The following is a 26,336-nucleotide window of genomic DNA, read 5'->3' on the forward strand; positions in this document are numbered from 1 at the left end:
ATAGATACCCAGTTACGTTGGTTGGCACTGAGTCCTGATGGAACTCTACCGAGCAAACTCAAGCAAATGAGGGAGAGCATAAGTCACTTCATTTTACCGGATAAAAGAAAGGACCGAACGTATCCACGTTCAGTCCTTTTTGTCCCTACAAAATATCCATTTAGATATAAGCATTAATGCTTATCCGAACGGCATTATCCAAATTTGGAGGCGCTTTTTAAATCGTTTTTAGTGTCAGTAGTATTCACCCAGTGAGCAATCATGCAAATCGGAAATACTATAGTTTCTCAATGAGTTGATTTTGAAATTAAAAATCACTTCTTTACAGACATTGTGTCCCCGCTCACTATAGGTGATGTACCCTTCACTATAAGCTCTTTGTCCATCAGATGACGTTACATGGGCAGCAAACTCTAAATGCGCAGTATGTGCGTGAACACGTTTTTTACTCTCATACATATCAAGCCATTCTTCTCGATTGGCCATTTGCATCAACATCGACTCAGCTTGCGACTCTAACTGCTGTGGATACACATAAAATCGATTGTAGGCAAAGTACGAGCTCATCAAAAAAAGTATTAACACTGCTGAGGCTGTTCTTGTCATAGAAGCTTCCTCTTATCTTTATGAATTTTTTATACTCATAAAGTTTAGGTTATGAAACTGACTTGAATAACAGCTTACAGTCAGAATCAGTCAATTCTATGACAAGCAGCCCCTTTATCTAACCTAATTCTAAATAACTAGACACTCAGTACTTACTTATCGATAGGGAACAACTTGCTTTCGAAGACAGTTGCATAAATTGGCACATCTTTTAGCTTGTTGATATCAACTTTGTAAGGGTCTTCTTCAAGTACCGTAAAGTTGGCTACTTTACCTACTTCAATACTACCGAGCGTATCTTCCATTCCCCACGAATATGCTGCTTCAATGGTAATGCCTTTTAGAGCGGCTTCACGAGAGAGCGCAAGATCTTTACGCAGCACATTTCCGTTGTTGGTTTGGCGAGTAGCGGCACTCCATGCTAGCAATAGTGGATCAGCAGGCGCCATTGGCATGTCCGAGTGTAACGACACTGGGATCTGCTCTTTCTCGATCGTAGCCAATCGAACCATAGCGTGCGCACGCTCTTCACCTAACCCGACTTCACCAAAACGGTCACCGAAACCCGTCACGTAATATGGATTAACACTAATAATCGCACCAAGCTCTTTCAGTTCCTTGACTTGTTCGTCGGTCGAATTGGCAAAGTGAACGATCGTAAAACGGTGGCTCTCACGTGGGTATTCAGCTTGACGACGTTTCAAAATTTCAATCAGCTTTTCAACGCCTTCATCACCGTTTACATGAACGAGGATTTGGTAATCCTTCTCCCAAAACAGCTTGGTGATGTCTTCAACTTCTTGAGGGGTTTGAATCCACTCGCCATGGTGACCATCCAGATAACCGTCTTTCATCATCATTAACTGAGAGATGATCGCGCCATCGAACAGTAGCTTAACTTGTTTTTTAAAGAAGCGAACTTTGCCTTCATCAGGGAAGGTTTTGGTGATCTCTTCAACCGCTTGAACCACACCCTCTTTGCCTTTTAGGAAGTACGGTGACTTACTTTCTGGTGTAAAGAAGGAGTACATTGGCGTTTCATCAGCACCCAAGATCTCTTTGTACAGGCCCACCATATCCTCGGGTATAAATGCGCCAGGTTCGTTGTAAGCCGTCACCCCTTTCTCGTGCAGCATTTCCACCATTTGCTCAAGTCCGGCACGGAATCTTGCTTCACTGCCAAGATCTTTGTAGATACGCGGTAGCAAGTAAATCAATGCGCCACCTTCCCAGAAATGGCCATTTGCCAAATCTGATTGAGCCGCCACCTCTTTACCTTGTTTATCGATATCTGCTTGGTTCAGACCAAACTTTTCAACAAATGCCGTGTTTACGTAGAACTCGTGTGCAGAACGATGCCACACACCAATTGGACGTGTCTTAGAGATCTTATCAAGATCAGCGCGCGTCAATTCACCATGGAAGAAGTTGTTGTAGCCCCATGTCCACAATACTTCATTTGGATCCTGCATCTCTTTTTCAACGGCAGTCAGCGCGTTCAGATACTCTTGATGTCCATTCACTGCAGGCCAAGTACGACTTGGTAACTGCCACTCTTCAGGAGCAATGACCGGCATACTCAACGTAAGTGCACCAAGGAATGGATGCAGGTGCTGCTCAATAAAGCCAGGCATGATCACCTTGTCTTCTAAATCGACTTTATCCGCATTTGGGAACTGCTTCAGCGCCTGCGCTTCTTCTCCAACAAAGACAATCTTGCCGTCATCGTCCGCTACAACCGCCTCTACACGAGGTTGGTCTTCGTCCATTGTGATGATGGTATCAGCCAAATAGATCGTTTCACCGCTTTCCGCAGGCGCAGTTGCTTGAGCTTGCTCTTCTACTTGGGACTCAGGCTCTGGTTCTTGTTGTTTCGCTTCTTCCGCAGGGCTACATCCTGCCATAGTTCCGATAAAGCCTAAGATGGCTCCTGCCACTAACGTTCGCTTGAATGGTTTCATGTGTTTACCTTATATCGCCAGTTTGATACTGCTTTAGTTATGGAACCCCGTTCCAAAAAGAAAGGAGTATGGTGTGTAAAGTAAAGATCGTTTTTGTCAGTATTGAGCAGATTTCACTCACAATCTTGAGAATGAAACAGGAATTAATTCAGAACGTTACCAATCACCGTCGTCACCAAGCGGTGATCAGAACCATTTGGTTGACTTGTCGATAGGCGAGTACAGATTTTTCTGCCTGTGTATTCCGATTTAAACCAAAGATGATCAATCCCAATCATGGCAAACGCCGGGACTGATAACTCTTTTATCGACGCTGGCCAACTGGCAACCGGTCGGGATTGGAAACGAGAGAACAGCTTGCTAAACCTTGGGCTTGCGGCAGAAAGGTTAAAGTCCCCAATCACAATCATTTCCGATGTTGGGTACAAGTCGGTAAGGGTTTCTATGGTTCGAATCAGCGCATTTCTGCGTTGCCACAGCGGCTCGGTTCTTGGTGAGGGAGGATGCGCCGTCATTAAGGTAATTGGGTTGTCCACTTGCCATGTTGCTCGAATCACCTCTTGACCATCTGGGGTGTGATAAATCGACACTGGCTCCAAAGGATAACGACTCAAAATCATCTGATTTGACGGGTAACCAACGCCGCGCTGGCCGCCATAATAGAAAGGATAAATATCGTCGAGAAGATGAAGTTTCTCCCCCACTTGAGGCGAGAGCTCTTGCATCACCACCAAATCCGCAGGGTGTTTAAGCAAGTAATTAATGAACTGATTGATATCCCGATTTTCGTAGAAAAGATTGAATTGGACGATCGTCAGCGGATTTTCGCAGGTTTGGTTGTTCGTGATTTGAGTGGGTAAGAGGAATGGAAAAAAAACACCGCTGATCACGATTGAGGTGAGCGCCTTCGCCCAGCGACGAAAGACGAAAAGCACGAGAGCGAGACTGAAATAGACAAATAAAATGAGGGCGGGAATCGAGGTCAGATTCTCCGCCCACCAGATATCATGATATTGCCTTGCTAGCAGCCAAATTAATGCAGGTAGAAACAACACAATCCATTTAATGACTCTCAGCACACGCACTGCTCGTTTAGCGATTACATATCATAAGCTTATATGCAGTTTGCTAACTCGCCAGTGCGTCGCTGACCAATACGCAGCTTATAAGCTTAAATGGTATGAACCGCTTCCGTTGCAGGCTCTGTATGTAGAACCTTTTCGCTCACTTCCACTTTAACCGCAGCGACCTTGAACTCAGGGATCTTCGCATGCGGGTCAGTAGCCGTTGTCGTTAAACGGTTCACTGGCGATTCAACAAAGTGGAATGGAATGAACACCACTCCTTTTTGAATGCGCTTAGTCACAAAGGCATCAATCTCAATGCTGCCGCGACGTGTAGACACCGTGAGACGCTGACCATTGCTGATGCCTAGCGCTTCTGCGTCTTCCACGCTCACCATCGCACGTGGGCCAGCAAGGTTATCCAACCCTTTGGTTTTGCGCGTCATGGTACCCGTGTGGAACTGCTCAAGCACGCGACCCGTCGTAAGCACCAGTGGATACTCCTCATCTGGCAGCTCAGCCGCATAACGGAACGGGACGCCCACCATTTGCCCTTTACCACGAGTAAACTGGGTTTGGTGCATGATGCGAGTACCCGCAGGGTTGTTCTTATTGCTCGGCCATTGCACACCGTTTGGCGTGATCGCCTCCCAACGAAGACCTGCGTATTGAGGTGTCACTCGTGCAATTTCGTTAGTGATATCAGACACACAGTGGTAGTCCCAATCACTGCCCATGGCATTGGCGATTTCTTGAATAATCCACCAATCTTCTTTTGCCTCCCCCGGTGCCGTGACAACCGGATTCACACGCTGAACACGACGCTCCGTATTGGTGAAATGCCCCGCTTTCTCTGCAAACGAGCAAGAAGGCAGAACCACATCCGCGTATTGCGCGGTTTCCGTTAGGAAGATGTCTTGAACCACTAAGAAATCGAGTGCTTCTAAGCCTTCAATCACATGCGCTTGGTTCGGGTCACTCAATACTGGGTTCTCACCCATGATGTACATACCACGAACGTCACGATGGCAAGCCGCATCAATGATTTCTGTCAGGGTTAGACCTTGCTCAGAAGGCAGATTTGGCGCGTTCCATTCAATCGCAAACTTCTGACGCACAATTGGGTTGTATACCTTTTGGTAACCCGGGAAACTGTTTGGCAAAGCGCCCATATCACACGCGCCTTGCACGTTTGATTGACCACGTAGCGGATTGATACCACCACCTTCAATACCGATGTTGCCACACAGTAATTGCAGGTTAGCGATAGAACGCACGTTGTCATGACCTGTCGTGTGCTGAGTAATACCCATCGAGTAGTACACAGCGGTACGATCTGCCGTGCCAATCATACGCGCCATTGCTTGAATGTCTTCGGCTTTAACGCCCGTAACCAACTCCACTTTGTCGAGGTTGTAAGCTGGCGACATCACCTCTTGCAACAAGGTATCAAAGCCGTCGACACGTTCTTCGATGTACTCTTGATCGTACCAGCCGTTCTTGATGATCTGCTGCATGACACCGTTTAGGAGCATCACATCCGTACCTGGACGGTGCGCCATGTACAACTCAGCATGCTCTGCCATATCGACACGTTTCGGGTCAGCTACAATCAAGCGAGCACCATGGTGACGAATTGCTTGTTTGATGTGTGAAGCGATGATCGGGTGTGCCGATGTGGTATCCGAACCGATAATAAAGATCACATCCGAGTGCTTAATACTTGGAATGTCGTTGGTCATTGCACCACTACCCAGTGACGCCTCAAGACCCGTTACACTCGATGCGTGACACAAACGCGCACAGTGATCGACGTTATTGGTGCCCAGTTCACGACGGACAAATTTTTGAAATGCGTAGTTGTCTTCGTTGGTGGTTTTCGCTGAAGAGAAACCCGCTAATGCGTTGCTGCCAAAATCTTGCTTGATGCCAGAGAACTTGCTCGCAATCAGTTGAATCGCCTCTTCCCAACTTGCAGGCTGCAACCAACCGTCTTTGCGGATCAATGGCGTGGTAAGACGCTCTTCACTGCCAATGAAATCAAAACCAAAGCGCCCTTTCACACACAGCATGCCTTGGTTCACTGGCGAGTCACCGCCCTTCACGTAACGAATCGTATTGGTTGCTTCATCCACGAACATAGTCAACTTACAACCCACACCACAGTATGTACAAATGGTGTCGACCGCTTTCAGATCTTCAGTACGGCCTTGCGAACGGTCACGACTATCGACCATTGCGCCCGTTGGACACACTTGAACGCACGCGCCACATTGCACGCAGTTCGAATCACCCATTAGGGTTAAGCCATTCTTGTTACTTCCAAAGTGTGGACGATCGTCAGGACGTAATGCCGGACGACCTTGTTTATCGCACACGAAGTTCAGTACACCGTGTACGGCTTTGTCGCGGCACGCTTGGATGCACTGACCACAGCTAATACAGCGGTTAGCATCAAACTCAATAAACTCAGAGCTACGGTCAACTTCGTACTTATGACGCAAGTCTTTCGCACGAAGATCTAACCAATCTTGATGTGATTTAATCTGCAAGGAGAAGTCAAAGCTTTGCTCGGCTTCATATTCGGTGGAGTAGTCACGCAGCGCACAATCGGTATTGGCCTGACAACCACATTCAAGACAGCGCGCGGCTTCCTTCATCGCTTCTTCGTTATCAAAGCCCAACTCAACTTCAGCGAAGCTTTGCTCGCGTTGTGCTGGAGTTAGTTCAGGCATGATAGAGCGAGCGACTTTTTGGATGTTCTCGAAGTGAAGCGGATCGACTTGAGAGAGCTTCTTCTCTTTACGTGAGTTGAACGCCGCCTTTGGCATGTCTGCCATATCACCATTCAAAAACAGATCAATGGCTTTTGCCGCAACGCGACCATCACCAACCGCTTCAACTGCCGTTGCTGGACCACGGCGGAAATCACCAATACTGAAGATGTTGCCCGTGCCGGTGTGCATGGTCTTTTCATCTGCATCAGAGGTGTTCCAGCGCGTAAGTGGAATCGACAAGTCTTCGCCTTCGAGGAAGCTCAGATCTGGCTTTTGCGATACTGCTGCAATCACGGTGTCGAACTCTTCGGTAAAGAACTCGCCGGTTGGTTTTGGGCTGCGACGACCAGATGCATCCGGCTCACCCAACGCCATGCGCTCTAGACGAATCGCATTCACGCGTCCGGTTTCATCGGCAAGGTTTTCTGCAGGGTTGGTCAAGAAGTGGAATTTCACCCCTTCGTGTTCAGCTTCGACAATCTCGTAGTCTTCTGCTGGCATTTCGTCACGAGTACGACGGTAAATCAACGTGGTGTCGGCACCAGCGCGACGCGCAGTACGAGCACAGTCAATTGCTGTGTTACCACCACCGATCACCGCGACTTTCTGACCCGTGACGTAGTTTTGCTCAGTCACGTAATCTTTCAGGTAATCAACGCCTAGGTAACAACCTTCAAGGTCGCTGCCTGTGTAATGCATTTCAACCGCTTGAGACGCACCGACAGCCAAACACACTGCGTCGTATTCTTCGCTCAATTGAGAAAGCGTGAAATCGACACCCAGCTTTTGATTGGTATGAACTTGCATGCCATTACGGCACATTAATTCGATTTCTTTATCGAGAATGTCTTTTGGCAAACGGTATTCAGGAATACCATAACGAAGCCAACCACCCGCTTTGGGCATGGATTCAAATACAGTAACGTCGTAGCCTTCATTCGATAAGTAGTAGCCAGCCGTTAGACCACCAGGACCACTGCCGACGACGGCAATGTTCAAACCTTTGCTTGGTTTCTTTTCTGGTACATAGGCTTCATGCGCAGACAAATCCGCATCCGCGGCATGACGTTTTAGCTGACGAATAGCGATAGGCTCATCGACTAACGAGCGGCGACATTCGCTCTCACAGAATGCCGGGCACACACGACCAATCGATAACGGCATAGGAAGCGTACGCTTAATCACTTCAATCGCTTTTTGATGATCGTTTTGTGCGATGTGATAAAGGTACGATTGGATATCCACACCCGCAGGACAAGCGGTTTTGCATGGTGCTTCACAGTCGGCGTAATGGTCCGTCATGATGCGGTTTAAGGCTTTTTTGCGATGCTCGCTTAGTTGTTCTGATTGCGTGACCACATTAAGGCCACGGTAAACTTCAAGTTCACACGCGCGCTTAGTACCGCCGCTTTCAACTTCAACCACACACAAGTCACACGGTACTTTTTCATTACTTTTGTTCATTCCGCACAGTGATGGAATCTCAACTCCACACACTTTTGCTGCTTCTAGAAGGGTCAGCCCCTCTTCTACAATTCTATATTTTCCATCGATGACAATTTCTATCATACAACCTCCGCAGCAAAGCAAATCCACATCTGCACAAATAAAACCATGCATTCTATAAGGATAAACATTTGCAAGACAAGGCGGTGTGATACAAAACTTATAAACCACATTTTTTTCGTGTCATAAAAAGAAAGCACTTCTGTCACGAAGTATCACAAGTAAGAACTCAACAAACGTTTTACTCCCTCGATTATGCAGAAACTAGTGAACGCTACTATTTTGATAAGAATGGCAATAAAATATTGACCTTCCCCTAAGGTTAACCTTTAGAATCGAAGGGTTTTCATCATTTTCATCAAACACATGGGAAAAGGTATGCACTTAAAGTCGCTGCATACAATCTGGTTAACTCTCTTCACAACACTGGTACTTTTGGTATCGAGTGTGGCGAATAGTGAGCCGTTGATGAATATCCAAATGATGTCAAAAGGCATGGCACATCATTCGTCTATGATGAGTGAAAGTGAACACTGCGGTATGCCTGGCATGATGGACGTCTCCATGACAGACGTTTCTATGTCCGAAGCTTCCGTAGCAGAAAATAGCGATGCAAGAGAAACCAGTATGAACTGTGGCGGAGGCTCAGGCATGGTTCATACCTGCTGTACTGCCGCGTGTACGATAGTTTTCGTCCCCCTACCGAATCCTATCAATAGCCCAATGCCTGTCGTTTATCGCGCAACCATTACTCCTGAAGTTGCTTCCCCAGTAGTACACGTCAGCCGCGACCTGTACCGACCTCCTATAGTTTAAGTCAGTCAAGCATTCGACCCTGCGTGTGTATCGCAGGTTGTTTTAATGCGCCTGAACGATGAGGTAACAAGGCTTTACTGTTCCCGCAATAAAATCCGCACCTCCATCGATCCGGCGAACACTGGATTTAGATTATGGATATCAAACCATACCGCTTAGCTGCACCTATTTTTATGGTGGCTCTGGTCGCTGCGCCAACCTTGGTTAACGCCGCAGGTAACGAGACGCACGCAGCGCAAAATTCCGCATCAAGTGAGCGAGCTTCAACCAACAAGCTTGCCCAACTGATCAACGTAGCTTTGAGTAATGATGGCAATCGTAAGCAATACTCAGCGCAATCTGCTGCCATGCGTGAAACGGGCGTTGCAAGCTCTACCTTGATGGACCCAAAACTGAAAGTGGGTTTCGGTGGCTTGCCTGTCGACAGCTTCAAGTTCGATGAAGACCCAATGACCAACATCTCCGTTGGTTTAATGCAACAGTTTGAGCGTGGCTCAACGCTTGATTTACAGCAGAAGAAAGCCAATCAACAAGCCGACGGCCTTGGACTTCAAGTCCGTGCTCGTGAGCTTGAGGTGGCCAACAGCATGACTCAACTTTGGCTAGAGCTTGGCTATCAGCAACAAGCTGAGCAAATCTTGCGAGAAAACCGTAAGTTGATGAAGGAAATGGAAATCTTTATTCAAACCAACTATTCGATTGGTAAGAGTGAAGCGCAAGATCTGCTCAACGCCCAACTTCAAGTCAGTAAGTTGGATGAGAAACTTCAAGCCAACGCACAAATGCAACGTCGTCTTATCTCTCAACTCTCCGAATGGTTGGGGTCAGATTGGTTAGCGACGGAACAGGCTCTGTACGCTACCAATCAACTCAACTGGGATACACTGAATAGCAAACTTGCTTCCAGCAAAGATTCCACCAAGCACTACCAACAACTTAGCCAGCACCCAATGGTTAAAATGGCCGATGTGAGTATTTCTGCCAATAAAACTCAGGTAGAGATTGCTGAACAAGCTTATAACCCACAGTTTGGTGTGGAGGTTATGTACGCTTATCGTCAAGCCAATAACATGAAGGGTGAGCCAGCATCAGACTTGGTCAGCGCTTACCTCACCATGGACATTCCACTGTTCACTGGTGACCGCCAAGATCGCAATCTCGCGGCCGCTCAATACCAAGTTGGCGCGGCACAATCACAAAAGGACACCTTACTAACGCAGATGAATGCCAAGGTGAACACTTTGCTGGTTGATCGCAGCAACTTAACCCAGCGTTTAGAACGTTATCAATCCACCTTATTGCCTCAAGCGAAAGCGCGCATTCAAGCCGTTGAGCGGGGTTATCAAAACAACACAGCGCAGTTTAACGATGTGATTTCTGCCACGACTGACGAGTTAGCACTGCAATTAGAGCAACAACGTCTGCTGACCGATCTCAACATCGCAAACAGCAATTTAGCCACCCTACTCGGTGGTTTCGACTATCAAGTCGAGCAGCCAGAACTGTCTGAATTTAAAAAATAATAAGGTAAAACAATGAAAACATTTAAGATTGCAACCATCGCGCTGATTGTTGGTGGTGCTTTAGGGTTTGGTGCTAATCATTTTATTACGGGCTCGGCTCACGACATGAGTGCGATGGGTGGCGAATCTGCTGCAAGCCCTAATGATCCGCTTTACTGGGTTGCCCCAATGGATCCGAACTACAAACGCGACAAGCCGGGTAAATCCCCAATGGGCATGGATTTAATTCCGGTTTACGCGGAAGATTTATCTGGTGAGAAAAGTGCACCGGGTACTATCACTATCGACCCTTCCATTGAAAACAACCTGGGTGTAAAGACAGCAAAAGTCACCTTGGAAAAACTGTCCCCACGTATCGAGACCGTTGGTTATATTGCCTTTGATGAAAGCCATCTATGGCAAACAAACGTTCGTGTTGCGGGTTGGGTAGAGAAACTTTACATCAATGCTGTGGGTGAGAAGGTGAAGAAAGGCGATGTGCTTTTCACTCTCTACTCTCCAGAGTTGGTTAAGGCACAAGAAGAATTGCTGAATGCTTACCGCACTGGTCGCAACGGTTTAGTGAAAGGTGCAACTGAGCGTTTGGTGACGCTTGGTGTTGACCGCGCTCAAATCAAATCCATCACACGTAGCGGAAAAGCCTCTCAAACCATTGAAGTCAAAGCGCCTGCTGATGGTGTTATCGCAAGCTTAAACGTGCGTGAAGGTGGCTATTTGTCCCCTGCACAAGCGGTAATCAGCGCTGGTCCACTGGACAATGTTTGGGTTGATGCGGAAGTCTTTGAGCGTCAAGCGCACTGGATGAAAGCGGGTTCTCAAGCCACGATGACCCTTGACGCGATTCCGGGCAATGAATGGCAAGGTGTCGTAGATTACGTGTACCCAATCCTCGATCCGAAAACACGTACGTTACGTGTGCGTCTTAAATTCCCTAACCCAAATGGCGAATTAAAACCAAACATGTTTGCCAACATCGCGCTGCAACCAGTGACCGACGATGCCGTATTAACCATTCCTAAGTCCTCCGTCATTCGTTCCGGTGGTATGACTCGTGTAGTTCTGGCAGAAGGTGACGGAAAATACCGCTCAGCTCGAATTGAAGTCGGTCGTGAAGCTGGAGAGCAAATCGAGGTATTACAAGGTCTGAAGCAAGATGACAAGATTGTCACCTCTGCGCACTTCATGCTCGATTCTGAATCTAGCCAATCTGCAGATCTATCTCGTATTAACGGTGTCGAACCAGAAGCAGAAACGGCATGGGCAAAAGGTGAAATCACCGATGTAATGGAAAATCACCGTATGCTGACCATCAACCACCAGCCGGTACCAGAGTGGGATTGGCCTGGCATGGTGATGAACTTCACTTTCGCAGATGGCATTGATATGGGTGACTTGAAAAAAGGCCAAGCCATTGAATTTGAAATGCAAAAGACAGAATCCGGTCAGTACCAAATCATTGATTACAAAGCGGATAACAGCGTCATTGCAGCAGAAGTTTGGCTAACTGGTGACATCACGATGCTAATGGCTGATTTCGGCATGATCACTTTAAACCACCTGCCAGTAGCTGAATGGAACTGGGATGCAGGCGAGATGAACTTCTCTGTCGGTGAAGAGGTGGATTTATCCAGTTTTGAAGAAGGACAAAAGGTTCGATTTCTAGTTGAAAAACAAGGGTCTGACTATGTTCTTAAACAGCTAGAGGCCGTTGAGGAGTAATTATGATCAGTGCAATTATTCGTTGGTCGCTCAACAACCGCTTTCTAGTGTTGATCGCCACTCTAGCGCTCGTTCTGGGTGGACTTTACAGTGTAAAGAATACGCCTGTTGACGCCATTCCGGATCTTTCTGATGTGCAAGTGATCATCAAGACAAGCTATCCGGGTCAAGCCCCTCAGGTCGTCGAGGATCAAGTTACTTACCCACTCACAACCGCAATGCTTGCCGTTCCGGGAGCAGAAACAGTTCGTGGTTACTCTTTCTTTGGCGATTCGTATGTTTATATCATTTTCAACGATGATACCGACATGTACTGGGCACGTTCACGCGTGTTGGAGTACCTAAGCCAAGTAGCACCAAAGCTTCCACCTAGCGCCAAACCGACCTTAGGCCCTGATGCAACGGGTGTGGGCTGGGTTTACAGCTACGTTCTCCAAGATAAAACTGGTAAGCACGATTTAGCTGAGCTTCGTAGCCTACAAGATTGGTTCTTGAAGTACGAATTGCAGACGGTTGAAGGCGTATCTGAAGTCGCTACCGTGGGCGGTATGGTGAAGCAGTATCAAGTGCAGATTGATCCTGCCAAGCTGCGTGCGTACAACCTCACGCTTCAGCAAGTTAACATGGCGATCCAAAACGGCAACCAAGAAACCGGCGCGTCGGTTATTGAAGTGGCCGAAGCTGAGCATATGGTTCGTACCACGGGTTACCTAACCAGCATTGAAGACATCAAATCACTGCCTCTGAAAGTGACTGAAAAAGGCACTCCGCTACTACTAGGCGACATCGCAGACATTAACCTTGGTCCACAAATGCGTCGTGGTATCTCAGAGTTGAATGGCGAAGGTGAAGCCGTTGGTGGTGTTATCGTGATGCGCTTTGGTGAGAACGCAAGTGAAGTCATTGAAAAAGTAAAAGATAAGCTTTCTGAGCTACAACGAGGTCTACCAGAAGGTGTTGAAATCGTTGCGACTTACGATCGTTCGACTCTGATTGACGCAGCGGTAGAAAACCTATGGAAGAAGCTTGCAGAAGAGTTCATCGTCGTCGCGATTGTGTGTGCGTTGTTCCTATTCCACATTCGCTCTTCATTGGTTATCGCTCTGAGCTTACCTGTCGGTATTCTTACTGCGTTTATCGTGATGCATTGGCAAGGCATTAATGCCAACATTATGTCCCTTGGTGGTATCGCGATTGCCATTGGCGCTATGGTGGATGGTGCAATCGTTATGATCGAAAACGTTCACAAGCACATTGAACGAACGCCACTGACCGATAAAAACCGATGGCAAGTCATCAGTAAGGCGGCCGAAGAAGTCGGCGCTCCGCTGTTCTTCTCATTGCTGATCATTACTCTAAGCTTCGTGCCTGTGTTCGCCTTGGAAGGTCAAGAAGGCAAGATGTTCTCTCCGCTTGCGTTTACTAAAACTTACGCCATGGCTGCGGCCGCTGGTTTGGCTATCACGCTTGTTCCTGTACTTATGGGCTACTTCATTCGAGGTAAAGTACTACCTGAGCACAAGAACCCAATCAACCGTGGCTTGGTCGCGTTGTACCGCCCGCTGTTGAACACCAGCTTAAAATACCCTAAGACCATGATCGTTATCGCCTTAGGTCTTATGGCATCGGCATACTACCCAACCAGCAAGCTAGGCAGCGAGTTCATCCCACCGCTGGATGAAGGCGACTTGATGTACATGCCAACAACCTATCCGGGTATCTCGATCGGTAAGGCGCGTGAGCTGCTACAGCAAACCAATAAGCTGATCAAAACCGTCCCAGAAGTACAGACGGTATGGGGCAAAATTGGTCGTGCAGAAACCGCGACCGACCCAGCACCTCTAACTATGATTGAAACCGTGATTCAGTTGAAGCCCCGCGATCAATGGCGTGAAGGGGTAACGACAGAATCACTGCGTAAAGAGTTCGATGATCTAGTGCAATTCCCGGGGTTAACCAACGCTTGGGTAATGCCAATCAAAACGCGTATCGACATGCTAGCAACGGGCATCAAAACCCCTATCGGCATTAAGATCGCGGGTCCTGATCTGAAAGTGATTGAGGAGATCGGTTCTCAGTTGGAGCCAATTCTTAATGGCGTTCAAGGTACTGCATCGGTTTACGCAGAGCGTGTGGCAGGTGGTCGCTATGTCACAATCGACATTAAGCGTCGTGCGGCGGCTCGTTACGGCTTGAGCATTAAAGACGTTCAGCAAGTTGTCTCCACCGCAGTGGGTGGCATGAATGTGGGTGAAACCATCGAAGGCTTGGAACGTTACCCGATCAACGTTCGTTACCCACAAGACTACCGTGACTCGGTGGTAAAACTGCAAAACCTACCGTTAGTGACTCCAAATGGCGCTCGTATCGCACTGGCTGACGTAGCAGACATTCGTTACGAAGACGGTCCTCCAATGATTAAGACAGAAAACGCTCGCCCGAACGGTTGGGTATTTGTTGACATCGATGGTCGTGACTTAGGCTCTTACGTTGTAGAAGCGCAACAAATCGTAGCAGACCAACTTGAGCTTCCTGCGGGTTACTCGCTGGCTTGGTCTGGTCAATACGAATACATGGAGCGTGCAAAAGACCGCTTGAGCGTCGTGGTACCAATCACCATCGCCATCATTATGCTGCTGCTTTACTTCAGCTTCCGCCGTGTCGGCGAAGTAATGATCATCATGCTTACCCTACCACTCGCAATGGTCGGTGGTTTGTGGCTCATGCATATCCTCAACTACAACTTCTCGATTGCCGTTGGGGTCGGCTTTATTGCCCTAGCAGGCGTCGCGGTTGAAATTGGGGTCATCATGCTCGTGTATCTCAACCAAGCTTGGCACTACAAAAAACTCGACGCGGAAGAGAACCAACAGAAGCTTGAGGCGAAAGACCTAACCGATGCTATTCGTGAAGGGGCTGGCTTACGTGTTCGCCCAGTAATGATGACGGTACTAACGGTCATTATTGGCCTTATTCCAATCATGTACGGTGAAGGTACAGGTTCAGAAGTAATGCAACGTATCGCCGCGCCAATGATTGGCGGTATGGCATCAGCACTGCTGCTGACGCTATTAGTACTGCCAGCCATCTTCAAGCTGTGGAAACAACGTGAGTTGCGTCAAAGCAATGCGACTGATCACCAAGCTAGCACACAAGCTAGTGATGTAAACAACAACGCTTAAACCCTATCTTCCCCTCACACCCTCGGTTTTGAGGGGAAGCGACCAAATTATTAATGAATTAAAACAAGGATTTAAAATATGAAAAAGACATTAATCACTCTTGCTCTAGCCTTAACAACAACGACTGCTTTTGCACAAATGGATCATTCAAACATGGACCACGGCAGCATGAAGATGGATCACAGCAAAATGGACCACTCCAACATGATGGATATGCCGGGCATGTCTGCGGTAGGTATGCCAGCAAAAGGCGCTAAGCCAGATAAAGTGGTACACGTACTCTTGAGTGATGACATGACGATCAAGTTCAAGAAAGACGTCAAGATTGAGCCAAACGATGTGGTGCAGTTTGTAGTCATGAACACGGGTAAAATTAACCACGAGTTCACTATCGGTTCTACCAAAGAGCAGCTAGAACATCGTGAAATGATGAAGACGATGACTGGTGGACACATGCACGACTCAGGCAACTCTGTGACGGTAGATCCGGGCAAAGCGAAGCAGTTATTGTGGCATTTCCACGGTGACAACAACGTTGAGTTCGCGTGCAACATTCCGGGGCACGCAGAAACAGGAATGGTTAAAAATATTGAACTGTAAATAAGTATCTAAATAGAAAAAGGAGCTGATAATGCAGCTCCTTTCTTCTAGTTGAGTCAGTAAAAGTGAGGGTAAAACTCAGAAGTTATAAGCCGCCATCACGCGAATTGCGGTTTCCTCTTCTTCTGAAAGACTCAGGTCTTCATCTATTTTGTACCCCTCAACAATTAATCCGACCTTGGCAATATCAACTTTAATGCCTACTGTTGGCGTAAAGCTGTTCTGGTTGAAAGAGTCCACATATTCACCTGTCTCTTCCTCAAAATACTCAATTTCGACATTGTTGTAGTTCAAACCAATACGAGGGGTGATCGCGAAAACACTACTCAACCGAACTTCATATCCCAAAGCAGTGTGTAGCCCCCACACTTGCTTTTCAGCCCAATGAGTTCCAACACGTTCTTCCTCTCCATTATCAAAAGGCGCATTAAACCCAATCGACCAGTTTAAGTTCGGTAACACTTCAGCTCCAATCTCAATGCTTAAAATCTCATGGTCGTCCATAAATGTCACTCCCCCCCCGCCACAAAGGGGTCGCTCTCTTCTGCAAATACTGGAGCACTGCTTAAGAGCACCAAAATGAATAAGCCAAATAGATCTTTAAGCATGACACCTCCGGGTAGTGAATGCATTAATTTGCCACTATCAGATTACGTGGATTCCATGCGCATTTTTGAAGGTTAAGAAGCTCAAATTTGAACCTTTGAACGCCACACAATGTCGTACCTAACGACAAAAATTTATAATCTAAGGCACGTTGTGAAACACTCGATAGACCTAAATCTTTACCGCTTTTTAAACTTGATCTTCGAACAGAAGTCGTTACCTAAGGTGTGCCACACACTCAACATCAGCCGTGCAACATTTAACCGACAGCTAGCAGATTGTCGGGAACAGTTTGGTAATGAGTTATTTATCGCAACCAAAGGGCTTTATCATCCCACGCTATTTTGTAGTCAGTTAATGCATATTATTGACGAACCACTAGAACAGCTCGAATCGGCCCAGACTCAAGTCAATGTTCTGGAATCAGCAACTCAGCCAAAAGAGTTTCGTTTTTTTATGCCAAATCCACTCAGCGCTATCCTCACTACTCCATTACTCGAACTTCTCAATCAACACAGCAATATCGCAGATTTCTCGATGGTTGATTGGAACCTAGAAGGCATCGAATTCCCTAAAGCGGGGTCACTTGCTGTTGGCATTTCTGGCTATCCATCAGTAATGAATGAACGCGTGGTAGAACGAAAGATAGGCGAGCTGGGGTTATTCCTCTACACCTCGACAAACAACGCCTTGTCGCAGCAGGAAATCATTGACATACAACAACTGCAAGGAGAAAAGCTAGTGAGAGTATCCATGGGAGGACTAGACGATACGCCCTACTATGACAGAATAAAACGTCAACTTGGCTTCACACTATTAAGACGCTTAACCGTACCGTCAGTTCATGCTGCGCTAGATTGGCTGACGAAGACTGACTATGTGCTAATTTGCTTGTCGCTACCTGATTCAGCCTTACCGAAAAACATAAAAAAAATCCCGCTGATACAAAACAACGTGCAAATGTCCTTCGATATCGGTCTGCAGTTTCATCGGGGTTATTACCAGCACCCAACGATGATGAAGTTAGAAAAGCATTTATCAGAGATGTTGACGGTGTTGTAACCATAATCGCGGTCACAGTCTGGCTCAGAGAAACAAAAAGGCCGCCCGTAAAAGGCGGCAAAACAAGCAGAATTATAAAGCAGTGAAATAAGGGGAATGTTAGACGTTAGAAGTTGAAGCTCAGCGTTGCTCTCACTACGTCTTCTTCGAACTTTTTATTGGTCATAGGGTTAATTGTCGAATCATTGATCTTCCCGTAGTCTACAGTTAGGCCAACCATACGCCAGTTAACTGTACCGCCTATCGAGGCATAAATATTATCGATGTTCATGCTCTCGCCAGAGTGCTCGCCACTCTTGATGTCTACATCAGCGTTGAAGTAGTTCAGGCCGATCTTTGGAATAATATCGAATTCAGCGATTTCGAAACGGTAACCAACATTCGCATACATCCCCCATGCGTCTTGGTCATTGCTTTCTGACATATCGACGGCATTGTCACCAAAAAAGACGCCACCGCCAGTCACAATGTTGTTGCCTAGGTCACGGCTGTAGCCTAGAGCGAACATTTCGTTGCCACCAACAAATGTTGCACCTGCCTCAATCGAATTATTGCGGCCTTCAGCCAGTACTTGACCAGAAGCGGCTAGAGTTGCCAATGTCGTTAGCGCTAGAATGCGTTTTGATGTGATAATCATCTTTACTCTCTCGGTTTGGATTACCTAACTACCCTAACCATTTCTGACTATCGAAATTGAGGCTTAAAAAACTCATCACTGAGCTAACCTATCCTTGACACTTAACGTATAATAAATAGCTCTTCGTGATAACTTTTATCAATATTAAATTGATGTGCAGCTAGCTCTTTTTTCAGTGTTTTTGAAAAAACTTCTGGCCCACAAAAATACATTTCATATTGACTCAAATTGCCACACTGCAGCGCGATGCGTTGAGCATTCAAACGTGGTGATTTTAGCGTATCGATCACATGCAATTTAACTTTCGCTTCATGGGCGAGATGCCATAACTCATCAACTAATTGGCCGTCTATACCACGAGTGCAATAAAAAAGATGAACGTTGCTAATGCGCGCTTGCGTTTTAAGCGCTTCCAAAGCGGCAAAGAAAGAAGCAATCCCCACCCCACCAGCGATCCAGATTTGTGGTTTATCTAAATCAAATGCTAAACGCCCGTAAGGCCCTTCTACCATCACGGCATCGCCCGCTTTTACTCGTTCATAGAGACCAGTAGTAAAGTCCCCTAGTTCTTTGATTAAGAAACGTAGTTCGCTGCTTTCGGTGCTTGATACAATAGTAAACGGATGGGCATCCTCATCACCAAAGCGCAAGTAGGCAAATTGACCCGCCTTATGGCCTTGCCAAGACGCATTTGGCTTTAAGACTAACTCCATCACTTCTGATTGTGGGAAGTAACGTGTCGCGCTCACCTCCGCCGAGTGTTTGTTACGACGCCCCACAAAACCAGACAAACTGTAAACCGCGGCAATCGAACCAATTAAGGCGAAAGCAATCGTGACATAGTAAATAGGCTCCCCCCCCAATACGCACGTTTCAGCAGCAAAACAGAATGTATCGCGATAAAGAGATACGCCACTGACATCAAGCGGTGCGACAATTTGAAGGGCTTGTATTTCACTGCGCTCCATAAAGAAACCACCAGCAAAACTAATAGTAAGTAGAAAGCCCATTCCCCCATGCCTTGAGCAAAGTCGCGTAAGCCACTTATCCAAGCCTCAATACCAGAAAGATTCCCTGCGGGGCCAGCACCTGAGTGTTTTACTGGTCTAGCCAATACACCTGACATAACCAACCATTTCGGCACCTGGTACCAAAGCCAGTGTGCAACACCCAATGCAACACCGCTAATGCCTAGCCATTTGTGAACTCGATACGCTTTGTCCATACCACTCAGCCAGCTTTCAACTACAGGGAGACGCATCGCCAGCACCATGGTGATCGACATCAGCATCAACGACAAAATCCCTGAATATTGGATCATGGCAGAACGCCATTCAAAAACATTGGTTGAAGAGAAAAGCTGTGGCTCCATCGCAAACCATAATACGGACATCACAGCGATCATTGCCCAAATAATATTGCGGACTATTTTCATGATTGGTTACTCGGTTAATTGACAACTTTACTTTAGCTATCCACATGTAAAGCAACGTCAATAAACGTAAAAGCTGGTAAAGCTTGGCACATGCAAAGATTCCTACAGAAAAAAGACAAGAATCTAACAGTGATTAGAGTATTCGCTCGTTATAGTGCTCCTACTTCTCGCAAAGTGCGAACCTGAATAAATAACACTAAGAAATCGATAATGAAAAAGCTCTTGCTGCTACTTGGATTACTGGCCTCTTCTAGCGTAACTTACGCCGCCAAGCTAAATGAAGATCTAGCCGCAATTGAGCAGCACATTGGAGGTCGTATTGGCGTTTCAGTTTGGGATACACAAAACGATCAACATTGGGATTACCGCGGAGATGAACGCTTCCCAATGATGAGCACATTCAAAACGCTTGCGTGTGCGACCATGCTCAATGACATGGACAGCGAAAAGCTTGATAAAAATGCCACTGCGAAAGTAGAAGAACGCAACATAGTAGTGTGGTCACCAGTGATGGATCGCATGGCTGGGCAAACCACCCGTATTGAACATGCGTGTGAAGCCGCAATGCTGATGAGTGATAACACCGCAGCCAACATTGTTTTACGTAGCATTGGTGGCCCAAATGGTGTAACCAGATTCTTGCGTTCTATCGGGGATGGAGCAACGCGTCTTGACCGTTTTGAGCCGAGATTAAATGAAGCGAAACCGGGCGACAAGCAAGACACGACAACGCCTAACGCCATGGTAAACACTCTACACACCCTACTAGAAGGCGATGCGCTATCTTACGAATCACGCATTCAGTTAAAGATTTGGATGCAAGACAACAAAGTCTCTGATTCTTTGATGCGCTCTGTGTTGCCAAAAGGCTGGTCGATTGCCGATCGTTCAGGTGCTGGCGGCTTTGGCTCGCGTGGTATCACGGCGATGATCTGGAAAGAAAACCATAAACCGGTTTACATCAGCATTTACATTACTGAGACCGATTTATCCTTGCAGGCACGCGATCAGGTTATCGCTCAAGTGAGCCAGTTAATATTGGATGAGTACAATACTATTTAACGCTCGCTAAATAATAAAAAACGGAGCTTTCGGGCTCCGTTTTTTATTGCGGGTAACCTACCAGTATGCAGGACTATCCAAACCTTGCACGCAAGAGGACGTGCCTTGGATTGGCGTCAGTTCACCTGCAAGTGATTGTGCCAACCAACCATGTGGAAAGCTCAAAGTATGAGGCGCTTTGAATTGCGCTTCCGTCACTTGTTGGAAACCAACGCGCGAGTAGAAATTAGGATCGCCGTAGGTAAACACCAACTCTATACCTTGCTGCTTCAAGTGTTCAAGGCCAAAGCTGATCAGGGCTTGTCCTACGCCTTTACCTTGGCACTCTGTCAATGTGGCCATTGGAGACAATAAGTAACCCACTTCACCATTCTCAAAGCTTAATGGAGTAAATAACACGCCTGCGATCAAGCGTTCACCCTGTTTCGCAACAAAGCCTTTCAATTCTTGCTCTGACGTTGTAGTTAACAAATCGCCGACGAGTAAGCCAATGGTTTTACCTTCTGCTTCACCTTCAGAATCAGAAAAGGTTTGAGTAAACAAAGCGATCATCTCGCTGCTCATGGCTCTCTCATATTGAGAAAGTTTGTAGTTAGATTTTTGAGTATTATGATTTGTTGTTTCGTTCATTTTTCTATCAATCTTTTTGTAAGATATACATCTGATACGCCACTTCATTACCACGGCGTTTAACGATATCTAATTCAACTTGTATGTCTTTCAATGCTTGTGATGCTGGCATCTCAGCTTTCAAACTTTGCACACGCTCATTTAAAGGAACGTAGTAGTTATCCCATGCCTGTTGGCTAATTGGGAACGTCTCTAACACTCGGTAGCCTGTTGCTTTCGCTTGCGCAATGCGCTTCTCAACGCTGCCCATATCTGGGTACTCTTTTTGCCAGAATGCCACCGTATCTTCGCTTGGCGTGTCTGTATTCCAAACCAAATCGCTCACCACTAAGATACCGCCGTCTTTAAGCAATGGTCGCCATGCTTTGAATGCGTTTTCCACGCCCATGATGTAAGCACTGCCTTCCGCCCAAATTAGGTTGCTCGTCCCGTCGGCGAATGGCAGTTCAGTCATGCTGGCACACACCGTGGTGATATTGTCACTTAGGCCAAGAGCCTGAGCTTTGCCTTGCAAGCGTTGCAAAGACGGCTCGTCATTATCGACCGCGGTAACATGTGCGTGTTTTGCCAAAGTACGAGTCGCAATGCCCTGACCACAGCCGATTTCCAAGATTTCATCAGGTTGAGTTGATAATAGGCTCAACGCTTTCAACGTATCTTGCTCTGAACCCGGCCCCCAAAACTCCAAGGCTTCATATACGCGGAAGAAGTCCGCCATGTAGTCGTCGTGAGTATTCATGTCTTTTGATAACCAACGTAAGTGAAGGGCTTCTTTCTCGCTAAAACCTTGCGTCATCAGCCATTTCAAGTGCGCATCCGGCGCGACTTCATCCAACGATTCATGCCAATCGGTTAACGGTGTTTCACCCAGCAGCGCTGCCAACAGCTGTCGCGATTTCTGCTTTTGCTCAATCTCTTCATCGAGCTGTTTGAGTCTTTCCAACATCAACTGGCGATCCACTTTCGCTTCCAGACAGGCTTTACATTCTTTGAGCGTCAGTCCACCGCTCTGCAATTGCTGGATCAAACGCAAGCGTTGCAGATCCGCATCGCTATACGCGCGGTAGCCGTTACTTAACCGTTGCCCTTTGATGAGCTCAATCTTCTCGTAATAGAGCAATGTGGTGCGAGACAAGCCCAGCATCTCAGCCAGTTCCGATATCCGATACATGTAATTTTCCTCAGCGCTGATGAAAGCATCTTAAACTGTAGAGTTATAGACAGGTCAACATGAATTGTAGAAAAAGATACGCTGAAAGATAAAACGCGATGAGAAAAGCATCAGGTTACTAAAAGGTAACTGGTTGAATTCACACTCTTGGTCTCCATATCCATTTTATAACTCGAAAAAGTAAGGTCTGTTTTATGGAATCAGTAATCAAAATCGACGTAGTGTCAGATGTGGTTTGCCCTTGGTGCATCATCGGCTACAAACGCTTAGAACAAGCAATTCAAGAGCTAGGATTGGAAGATAAAATTGAGTTGGAATGGCAACCGTTCGAATTGAACCCAAACATGCCAGCAGAAGGTGAAAACCTACGCCAACACCTAGCGAATAAATATGGAACAACACCGGAAGACAGCATTCGTGCACGCGATAACCTGACTAATCTGGGTAAAGAAGTGGGATTCGACTTTGACTACTTTGATGACATGAAGATGGTCAATACGCGAGATGCACACGTACTGCTGCAGTGGGCGGAACAATTTGGTAAGCAAACTGAACTGAAGTTAGCCCTGTTTGCCGCGTTCTTTGGTCAACGCAAAGATGTCTCTGACCGAAGCACACTGGCAACGATTCTGACTGACATTGGTTTAGATGCAAATATGGGCATCGCCACCCTAGACGATGCAAGTAATGCTGACTCTATCGAGTATCAAGAAAGCCAATGGCATCAACTTGGCGTGAGCTCAGTACCAACAGTCGTGTTCAATATGGAAAGTGCAGTGACAGGCGCTCAACCAGTTGAAGTCTACAAGCAGATCCTGAGCGAATACGCAGAAAAACTGGCTAAGTAACAGGTCATAAGAAAACGCCCACAATACGGTCGCATTGTGGGCGTTTTTGTATTCTGTTCGTGATTGGGTGCTACTTCACTAATCCTTGTTCAACCAAGCGTGGGAAGACCTCATTGCGAAAAATCGTGCTTATCGCGATGTTATCCACGTTTGAAGAATCTACCCATTGGCACTCTGCGATTTCGTTACTGGCAACCACCTCGCCCGAGTAATCATTAACGAAGAACACATCCATGACCAAAGTAATGCCGTCTTTATCGTGTGCAGGCGCTTCAAAGCGACCAAAAAGCGTCAAGGCATCTTCCGCCACGACAATGCTTACTTCTTCTTGCAGTTCACGACACAACGCTTGCTCTGGTGTTTCGCCACTATCCAGTTTTCCACCCGGCGCATAAAAGGTGTCTTTGCCTTTTGAGCGCAGCACTAACAGTGCGCCGTCTTTAATGATGATACCTGCAGACTTGTGCATCTTGCTTTCCTTCTAAGCGTTAGAGAAACTTCTCGATCATGACTTCATTGATGTACTGGTCTTTAACTTTGGCGTGCTTCTTAGCGGTGCCGACCACTTCAAAGCCATGTTTCAGATACGTTGCGAGCGCGTTGGGGTTGTCCTCTCGTACATAAGCAAACAACTTTTCGTAACCTTTGGATTTAGCATCGGCAAAAGTGGCGGTAAACAGTGCTGAAGCGACACCTTGTCGGCGGCACTTGGCATCGACGAACGTACCAATAATGCCAACGTGAGCAAATGCCTTGGTATAGCTGGCGAAGGGCTCTACGTTTTGGAAACCCAGTACATTACTACCTTCCTCGTCTCCTTCTGTCACATTCAATGCCACATTGAATACACCCGTTTCAGGAAAGCTTTCAATGAAGCCTTCTTCCTCTTCTGGGGTGAAGGTAGTATCAAGGATTGTATATAAGCCCTCTTTGATGATGGGATTGAGAACTTCGGTAATGCCTTGAGCGTGCTGTTTCTGTGCCTTTGTGACGACAACTTTCATAGTATTTTTCGTTCTTTTTATAGGGATGGAATAGGAGCTCTATTATCTTCTATCTTGATCGTAAAACCAATGACCTAACGATCGTTCGATCAGTAAGTATCCACTGGATAATCGTATCGTTAACGCTCTATAAATAAACCACCGCTTCAATGTTGTTACCATCAGGATCATAAAGAAAAGCTGCGTAGTAATTTGGCGCATAGTGTTCACGCAAGCCAGGCTCACCATGACAAGTAAAACCAGCCTCAATAGCTGCTTTATGAAAGACCTCGACGGACGCTTTATCATTCGCTTTAAACGCAATGTGGCAAGGAGCACTTTGGTCACCCTTTTCTATCAGGAAACGCGTATTGGGTTCATCAACTAATCCAAAGCCTGCCGCTGCTTCGTCCGACCATTTTAACTCGATGCCCAAAGGGGTAAGCACCTTGGAGTAAAAAACGACACAGGCGTTAAAATCCACAACCTCAATTTCAAAATGATCAATCATACCAATCCCTATTTGATTGAATTTCCTGCATAAAAAAGACCACCTTAGTCAAAGGTGGTCTCAATTGCGAAGTCTATCGTTTTATCGGTGACAAACTTGTCGGTAACGCCTCAACTTAACTTAAAGGGCGGCCTTCATAATCGCCCGTCAGTGTTTTCAAGAACGCTTTGATGGCATCCACTTCTTCATCCGACATTTCCACTCCGACTTGGTATTTACCCATGTCGTAGATGGCTTTTTCTAGCGTATCAGCATGTCCATCGTGGAAGTATGGCGGTGTCAGTGCAATGTTACGCAAGGTTGGCACTTTGAACTTGTGTCTGTCTTCTTTGTTGCCAGTGAAGTTGTAACGACCAAGGTCTGCGTCCGTCATGTCAGTACCACGCTCAGCAAAGTAATCCGCTTTCATGCCCATGGTTTCAAACGTTTCACCACCCATGGCTTCACCTGCGTGACAGGTTTGACAGTCGTACTTTTTAAACAACATCAAACCGTATTTCTCATGTGAATCCAGTGCCTTTGTATCACCCATCATGTATTGGTCGAAGCGGCTGTTTGGTGTGGTTAGGGTTTTCTCAAACTCGGCAATCGCATCCGTAATGTTGTTGCCATTAATCTCACCTGAGTAAACCTTTTGGAACATCGCGACCATATCTGGGTCTTGGCTTAACTTATCGACGATTTCATCCCAATCCATAGAACCCATTTCAATAGGGTTAAACGGAGGACCACCCGCTTGGTCTTGCAGATCCGCGGCACGACCATCCCAGAATTGCAGCTTGTTGTACACAGCGTTAAACACAGTTGGCGCATTTATGCCACCAACTTGGCCATGAATGCCAACAGACGTTACGAGTCGGTCCACACCGCCTGTATCAAGGCTATGGCATGACGCACATGAGACACTATTGTCTCCCGATAGTCGCGTGTCGTGATAAAGCACCTTTCCCAACTCAGCCTTGTCTGCGTCGGTTTCAAACGTAGTGTAAATTGGTTGTAGAACTTTGGTTTTACGTTCTTCAGATACCGGCGATTGTGCGTGGCGCTCTGCACGCTTCTCACGAATCCATTTCAGTAGCGTGTGTTTTTCATCTTTCGACATACTTGCAGACCAGTGCATCGTGAGGTAAATCGCTGGCGGCATAGAATCGTCGTAGAGCACCTTCTCAAGACGAGCCAAAGCCACCTCAGAAACTGGATCGTTCTGCTTCACGTCATCCAGCAAGTTTGTCATGTCAAAGTGACGCATGGCCACTTTCACATCCGCTTCCATAATTTGTTTCGCCACTGGCATTTCAGAATAGAAAGGCATTTCACTGCTCGGCGTATGACAGTAGCCACAACCTTTATCCGCCAATACCTTCATCGCTTGATAATCCAGTGTCGATTGATCTAACGAACTAAATTGCGTCAGATTTTGTTGAGCCACTTTTTTATCGTCTTGGTTCACCATGTAAATGGCACCCAAGTAAGCCACCAAGCCTGCACCTACTATCCCTAGCGCTATTTTCTTTTTATTCATGAAGATTCCCCTTAATCAGTTGCGGCGAAAGTTATTTAAATGAAGCAACTTTTAAAAATGGGAAAAAGGAATTGAAATTAATCGAATATTTAGATGAGTAACTTATTTAACATCT

20 protein-coding genes and 2 pseudogenes are annotated in these 26,336 nt (G+C 46.6%); 9 read left to right on the forward strand and 13 right to left on the reverse strand.

The features are described from left to right. A pseudogene (locus B853_RS18455) lies at positions 1-177 on the forward strand (IS4 family transposase); the annotation flags it as partial. A 57-nt stretch (positions 178-234) separates the two neighbouring features. Here B853_RS18455 and B853_RS18460 read toward each other — a convergent pair. The 4 genes from B853_RS18460 to fdhF all read right to left on the reverse strand — a co-directional run bounded on the left by B853_RS18460 (position 235) and on the right by fdhF (position 7,977). After that, positions 235-606: a hypothetical protein gene (locus B853_RS18460; protein ID WP_010452786.1), complete on the reverse strand. Its 372-nt coding sequence runs from the start codon at positions 604-606 to the stop codon at positions 235-237. A gap of 152 nt (positions 607-758) precedes the next feature. After that, positions 759-2,567, reverse strand: a complete 1,809-nt coding sequence (locus B853_RS18465) for an amidohydrolase (RefSeq protein WP_038882978.1) — start codon at positions 2,565-2,567, stop codon at positions 759-761. 143 nt (positions 2,568-2,710) lie between these two features. Then, the gene (locus B853_RS18470) at positions 2,711-3,646 is read right to left on the reverse strand and encodes an endonuclease/exonuclease/phosphatase family protein (protein WP_038882979.1); all 936 of its coding nucleotides are present in this window, start codon (positions 3,644-3,646) and stop codon (positions 2,711-2,713) included. 92 nt (positions 3,647-3,738) lie between these two features. Continuing rightward, the gene (gene fdhF, locus B853_RS18475; protein ID WP_038882980.1) at positions 3,739-7,977 is read right to left on the reverse strand and encodes a formate dehydrogenase subunit alpha; all 4,239 of its coding nucleotides are present in this window, start codon (positions 7,975-7,977) and stop codon (positions 3,739-3,741) included. Positions 7,978-8,292: 315 nt separating this feature from the next. On the opposite strand from fdhF, the gene B853_RS18480 reads away from it, so the two are divergent. The 5 genes from B853_RS18480 (at position 8,293) to copI (ending at position 15,754) form a co-directional block, all read left to right on the forward strand. Continuing rightward, positions 8,293-8,730, forward strand: a complete 438-nt coding sequence (locus B853_RS18480; protein WP_038882981.1) for a hypothetical protein — start codon at positions 8,293-8,295, stop codon at positions 8,728-8,730. Between the two features lie 134 nt (positions 8,731-8,864). Continuing rightward, complete coding sequence (locus tag B853_RS18485; RefSeq protein WP_038882983.1) at positions 8,865-10,253, forward strand: TolC family protein; 1,389 nt, start codon at positions 8,865-8,867, stop codon at positions 10,251-10,253. A gap of 12 nt (positions 10,254-10,265) precedes the next feature. After that, positions 10,266-11,972, forward strand: a complete 1,707-nt coding sequence (locus B853_RS18490) for an efflux RND transporter periplasmic adaptor subunit (RefSeq protein WP_038882985.1) — start codon at positions 10,266-10,268, stop codon at positions 11,970-11,972. Positions 11,973-11,974: 2 nt separating this feature from the next. After that, positions 11,975-15,154, forward strand: coding sequence for an efflux RND transporter permease subunit (locus tag B853_RS18495; RefSeq protein WP_038882986.1), 3,180 nt, complete (start codon positions 11,975-11,977; stop codon positions 15,152-15,154). A gap of 78 nt (positions 15,155-15,232) precedes the next feature. Beyond that, the gene (gene copI, locus B853_RS18500; protein WP_038882987.1) at positions 15,233-15,754 is read left to right on the forward strand and encodes a copper-resistant cuproprotein CopI; all 522 of its coding nucleotides are present in this window, start codon (positions 15,233-15,235) and stop codon (positions 15,752-15,754) included. Positions 15,755-15,832: 78 nt separating this feature from the next. Here copI and B853_RS18505 read toward each other — a convergent pair whose 3' ends face one another. Continuing rightward, positions 15,833-16,258: an autotransporter domain-containing protein gene (locus tag B853_RS18505; RefSeq protein ID WP_249027427.1), complete on the reverse strand. Its 426-nt coding sequence runs from the start codon at positions 16,256-16,258 to the stop codon at positions 15,833-15,835. Positions 16,259-16,513: 255 nt separating this feature from the next. Between B853_RS18505 and B853_RS18510 the strand changes: the two genes are divergently transcribed. Continuing rightward, on the forward strand, positions 16,514-17,422 hold the full coding sequence (locus tag B853_RS18510; RefSeq protein ID WP_038883024.1) for a LysR family transcriptional regulator: 909 nt from the start codon (positions 16,514-16,516) through the stop codon (positions 17,420-17,422). A 106-nt stretch (positions 17,423-17,528) separates the two neighbouring features. Here the strand turns inward: B853_RS18510 and B853_RS18515 are convergent, their stop codons facing one another. Both B853_RS18515 and B853_RS18520 read right to left on the reverse strand, forming a co-directional pair. Further along, positions 17,529-18,059 carry an autotransporter outer membrane beta-barrel domain-containing protein gene (locus B853_RS18515; RefSeq protein WP_010452799.1) on the reverse strand — a complete coding sequence of 177 codons (531 nt, stop codon included), beginning with the start codon at positions 18,057-18,059 and terminating at the stop codon, positions 17,529-17,531. A 101-nt stretch (positions 18,060-18,160) separates the two neighbouring features. Continuing rightward, positions 18,161-19,494, reverse strand: a pseudogene (locus tag B853_RS18520) (ferredoxin reductase family protein). A 210-nt stretch (positions 19,495-19,704) separates the two neighbouring features. Between B853_RS18520 and blaCARB the strand changes: the two are divergent. Beyond that, a complete protein-coding gene (gene blaCARB / locus B853_RS18525; RefSeq protein WP_038882990.1) occupies positions 19,705-20,556 on the forward strand; it encodes a CARB/PSE/RTG family carbenicillin-hydrolyzing class A beta-lactamase in 852 nt (283 codons plus the stop codon). 57 nt (positions 20,557-20,613) lie between these two features. Here the strand turns inward: blaCARB and B853_RS18530 are convergent, their stop codons facing one another. Together B853_RS18530 and B853_RS18535 are read right to left on the reverse strand one after the other, a co-directional pair. Then, on the reverse strand, positions 20,614-21,186 hold the full coding sequence (locus tag B853_RS18530) for a GNAT family N-acetyltransferase (RefSeq protein ID WP_081641144.1): 573 nt from the start codon (positions 21,184-21,186) through the stop codon (positions 20,614-20,616). A 7-nt stretch (positions 21,187-21,193) separates the two neighbouring features. Further along, positions 21,194-22,357, reverse strand: coding sequence for a MerR family transcriptional regulator (locus B853_RS18535; RefSeq protein ID WP_038882991.1), 1,164 nt, complete (start codon positions 22,355-22,357; stop codon positions 21,194-21,196). Between the two features lie 194 nt (positions 22,358-22,551). Here B853_RS18535 and B853_RS18540 point away from each other — a divergent pair, with 194 nt between their 5' ends. After that, entirely contained in the window at positions 22,552-23,205 is a 654-nt protein-coding gene (locus tag B853_RS18540; RefSeq protein ID WP_038882992.1) for a DsbA family oxidoreductase, read from the forward strand. Between the two features lie 70 nt (positions 23,206-23,275). On the opposite strand, the gene B853_RS18545 is transcribed toward B853_RS18540, so the two are convergent. The 4 genes from B853_RS18545 to B853_RS18560 all read right to left on the reverse strand — a co-directional run bounded on the left by B853_RS18545 (position 23,276) and on the right by B853_RS18560 (position 26,221). Then, entirely contained in the window at positions 23,276-23,674 is a 399-nt protein-coding gene (locus B853_RS18545; RefSeq protein WP_038882993.1) for an NUDIX hydrolase, read from the reverse strand. 19 nt (positions 23,675-23,693) lie between these two features. Then, a complete protein-coding gene (locus B853_RS18550) occupies positions 23,694-24,209 on the reverse strand; it encodes a GNAT family N-acetyltransferase (protein WP_038882994.1) in 516 nt (171 codons plus the stop codon). A 127-nt stretch (positions 24,210-24,336) separates the two neighbouring features. After that, complete coding sequence (locus B853_RS18555) at positions 24,337-24,699, reverse strand: VOC family protein (RefSeq protein WP_038882995.1); 363 nt, start codon at positions 24,697-24,699, stop codon at positions 24,337-24,339. A gap of 115 nt (positions 24,700-24,814) precedes the next feature. Then, positions 24,815-26,221, reverse strand: a complete 1,407-nt coding sequence (locus tag B853_RS18560) for a cytochrome c peroxidase (RefSeq protein ID WP_038882996.1) — start codon at positions 26,219-26,221, stop codon at positions 24,815-24,817. Positions 26,222-26,336: the final 115 nt, after the last annotated feature.

The organism is Vibrio rotiferianus CAIM 577 = LMG 21460, assembly GCF_002741985.1.
In the GTDB taxonomy this organism is placed as follows: Bacteria; Pseudomonadota; Gammaproteobacteria; order Enterobacterales; family Vibrionaceae; genus Vibrio; species Vibrio rotiferianus.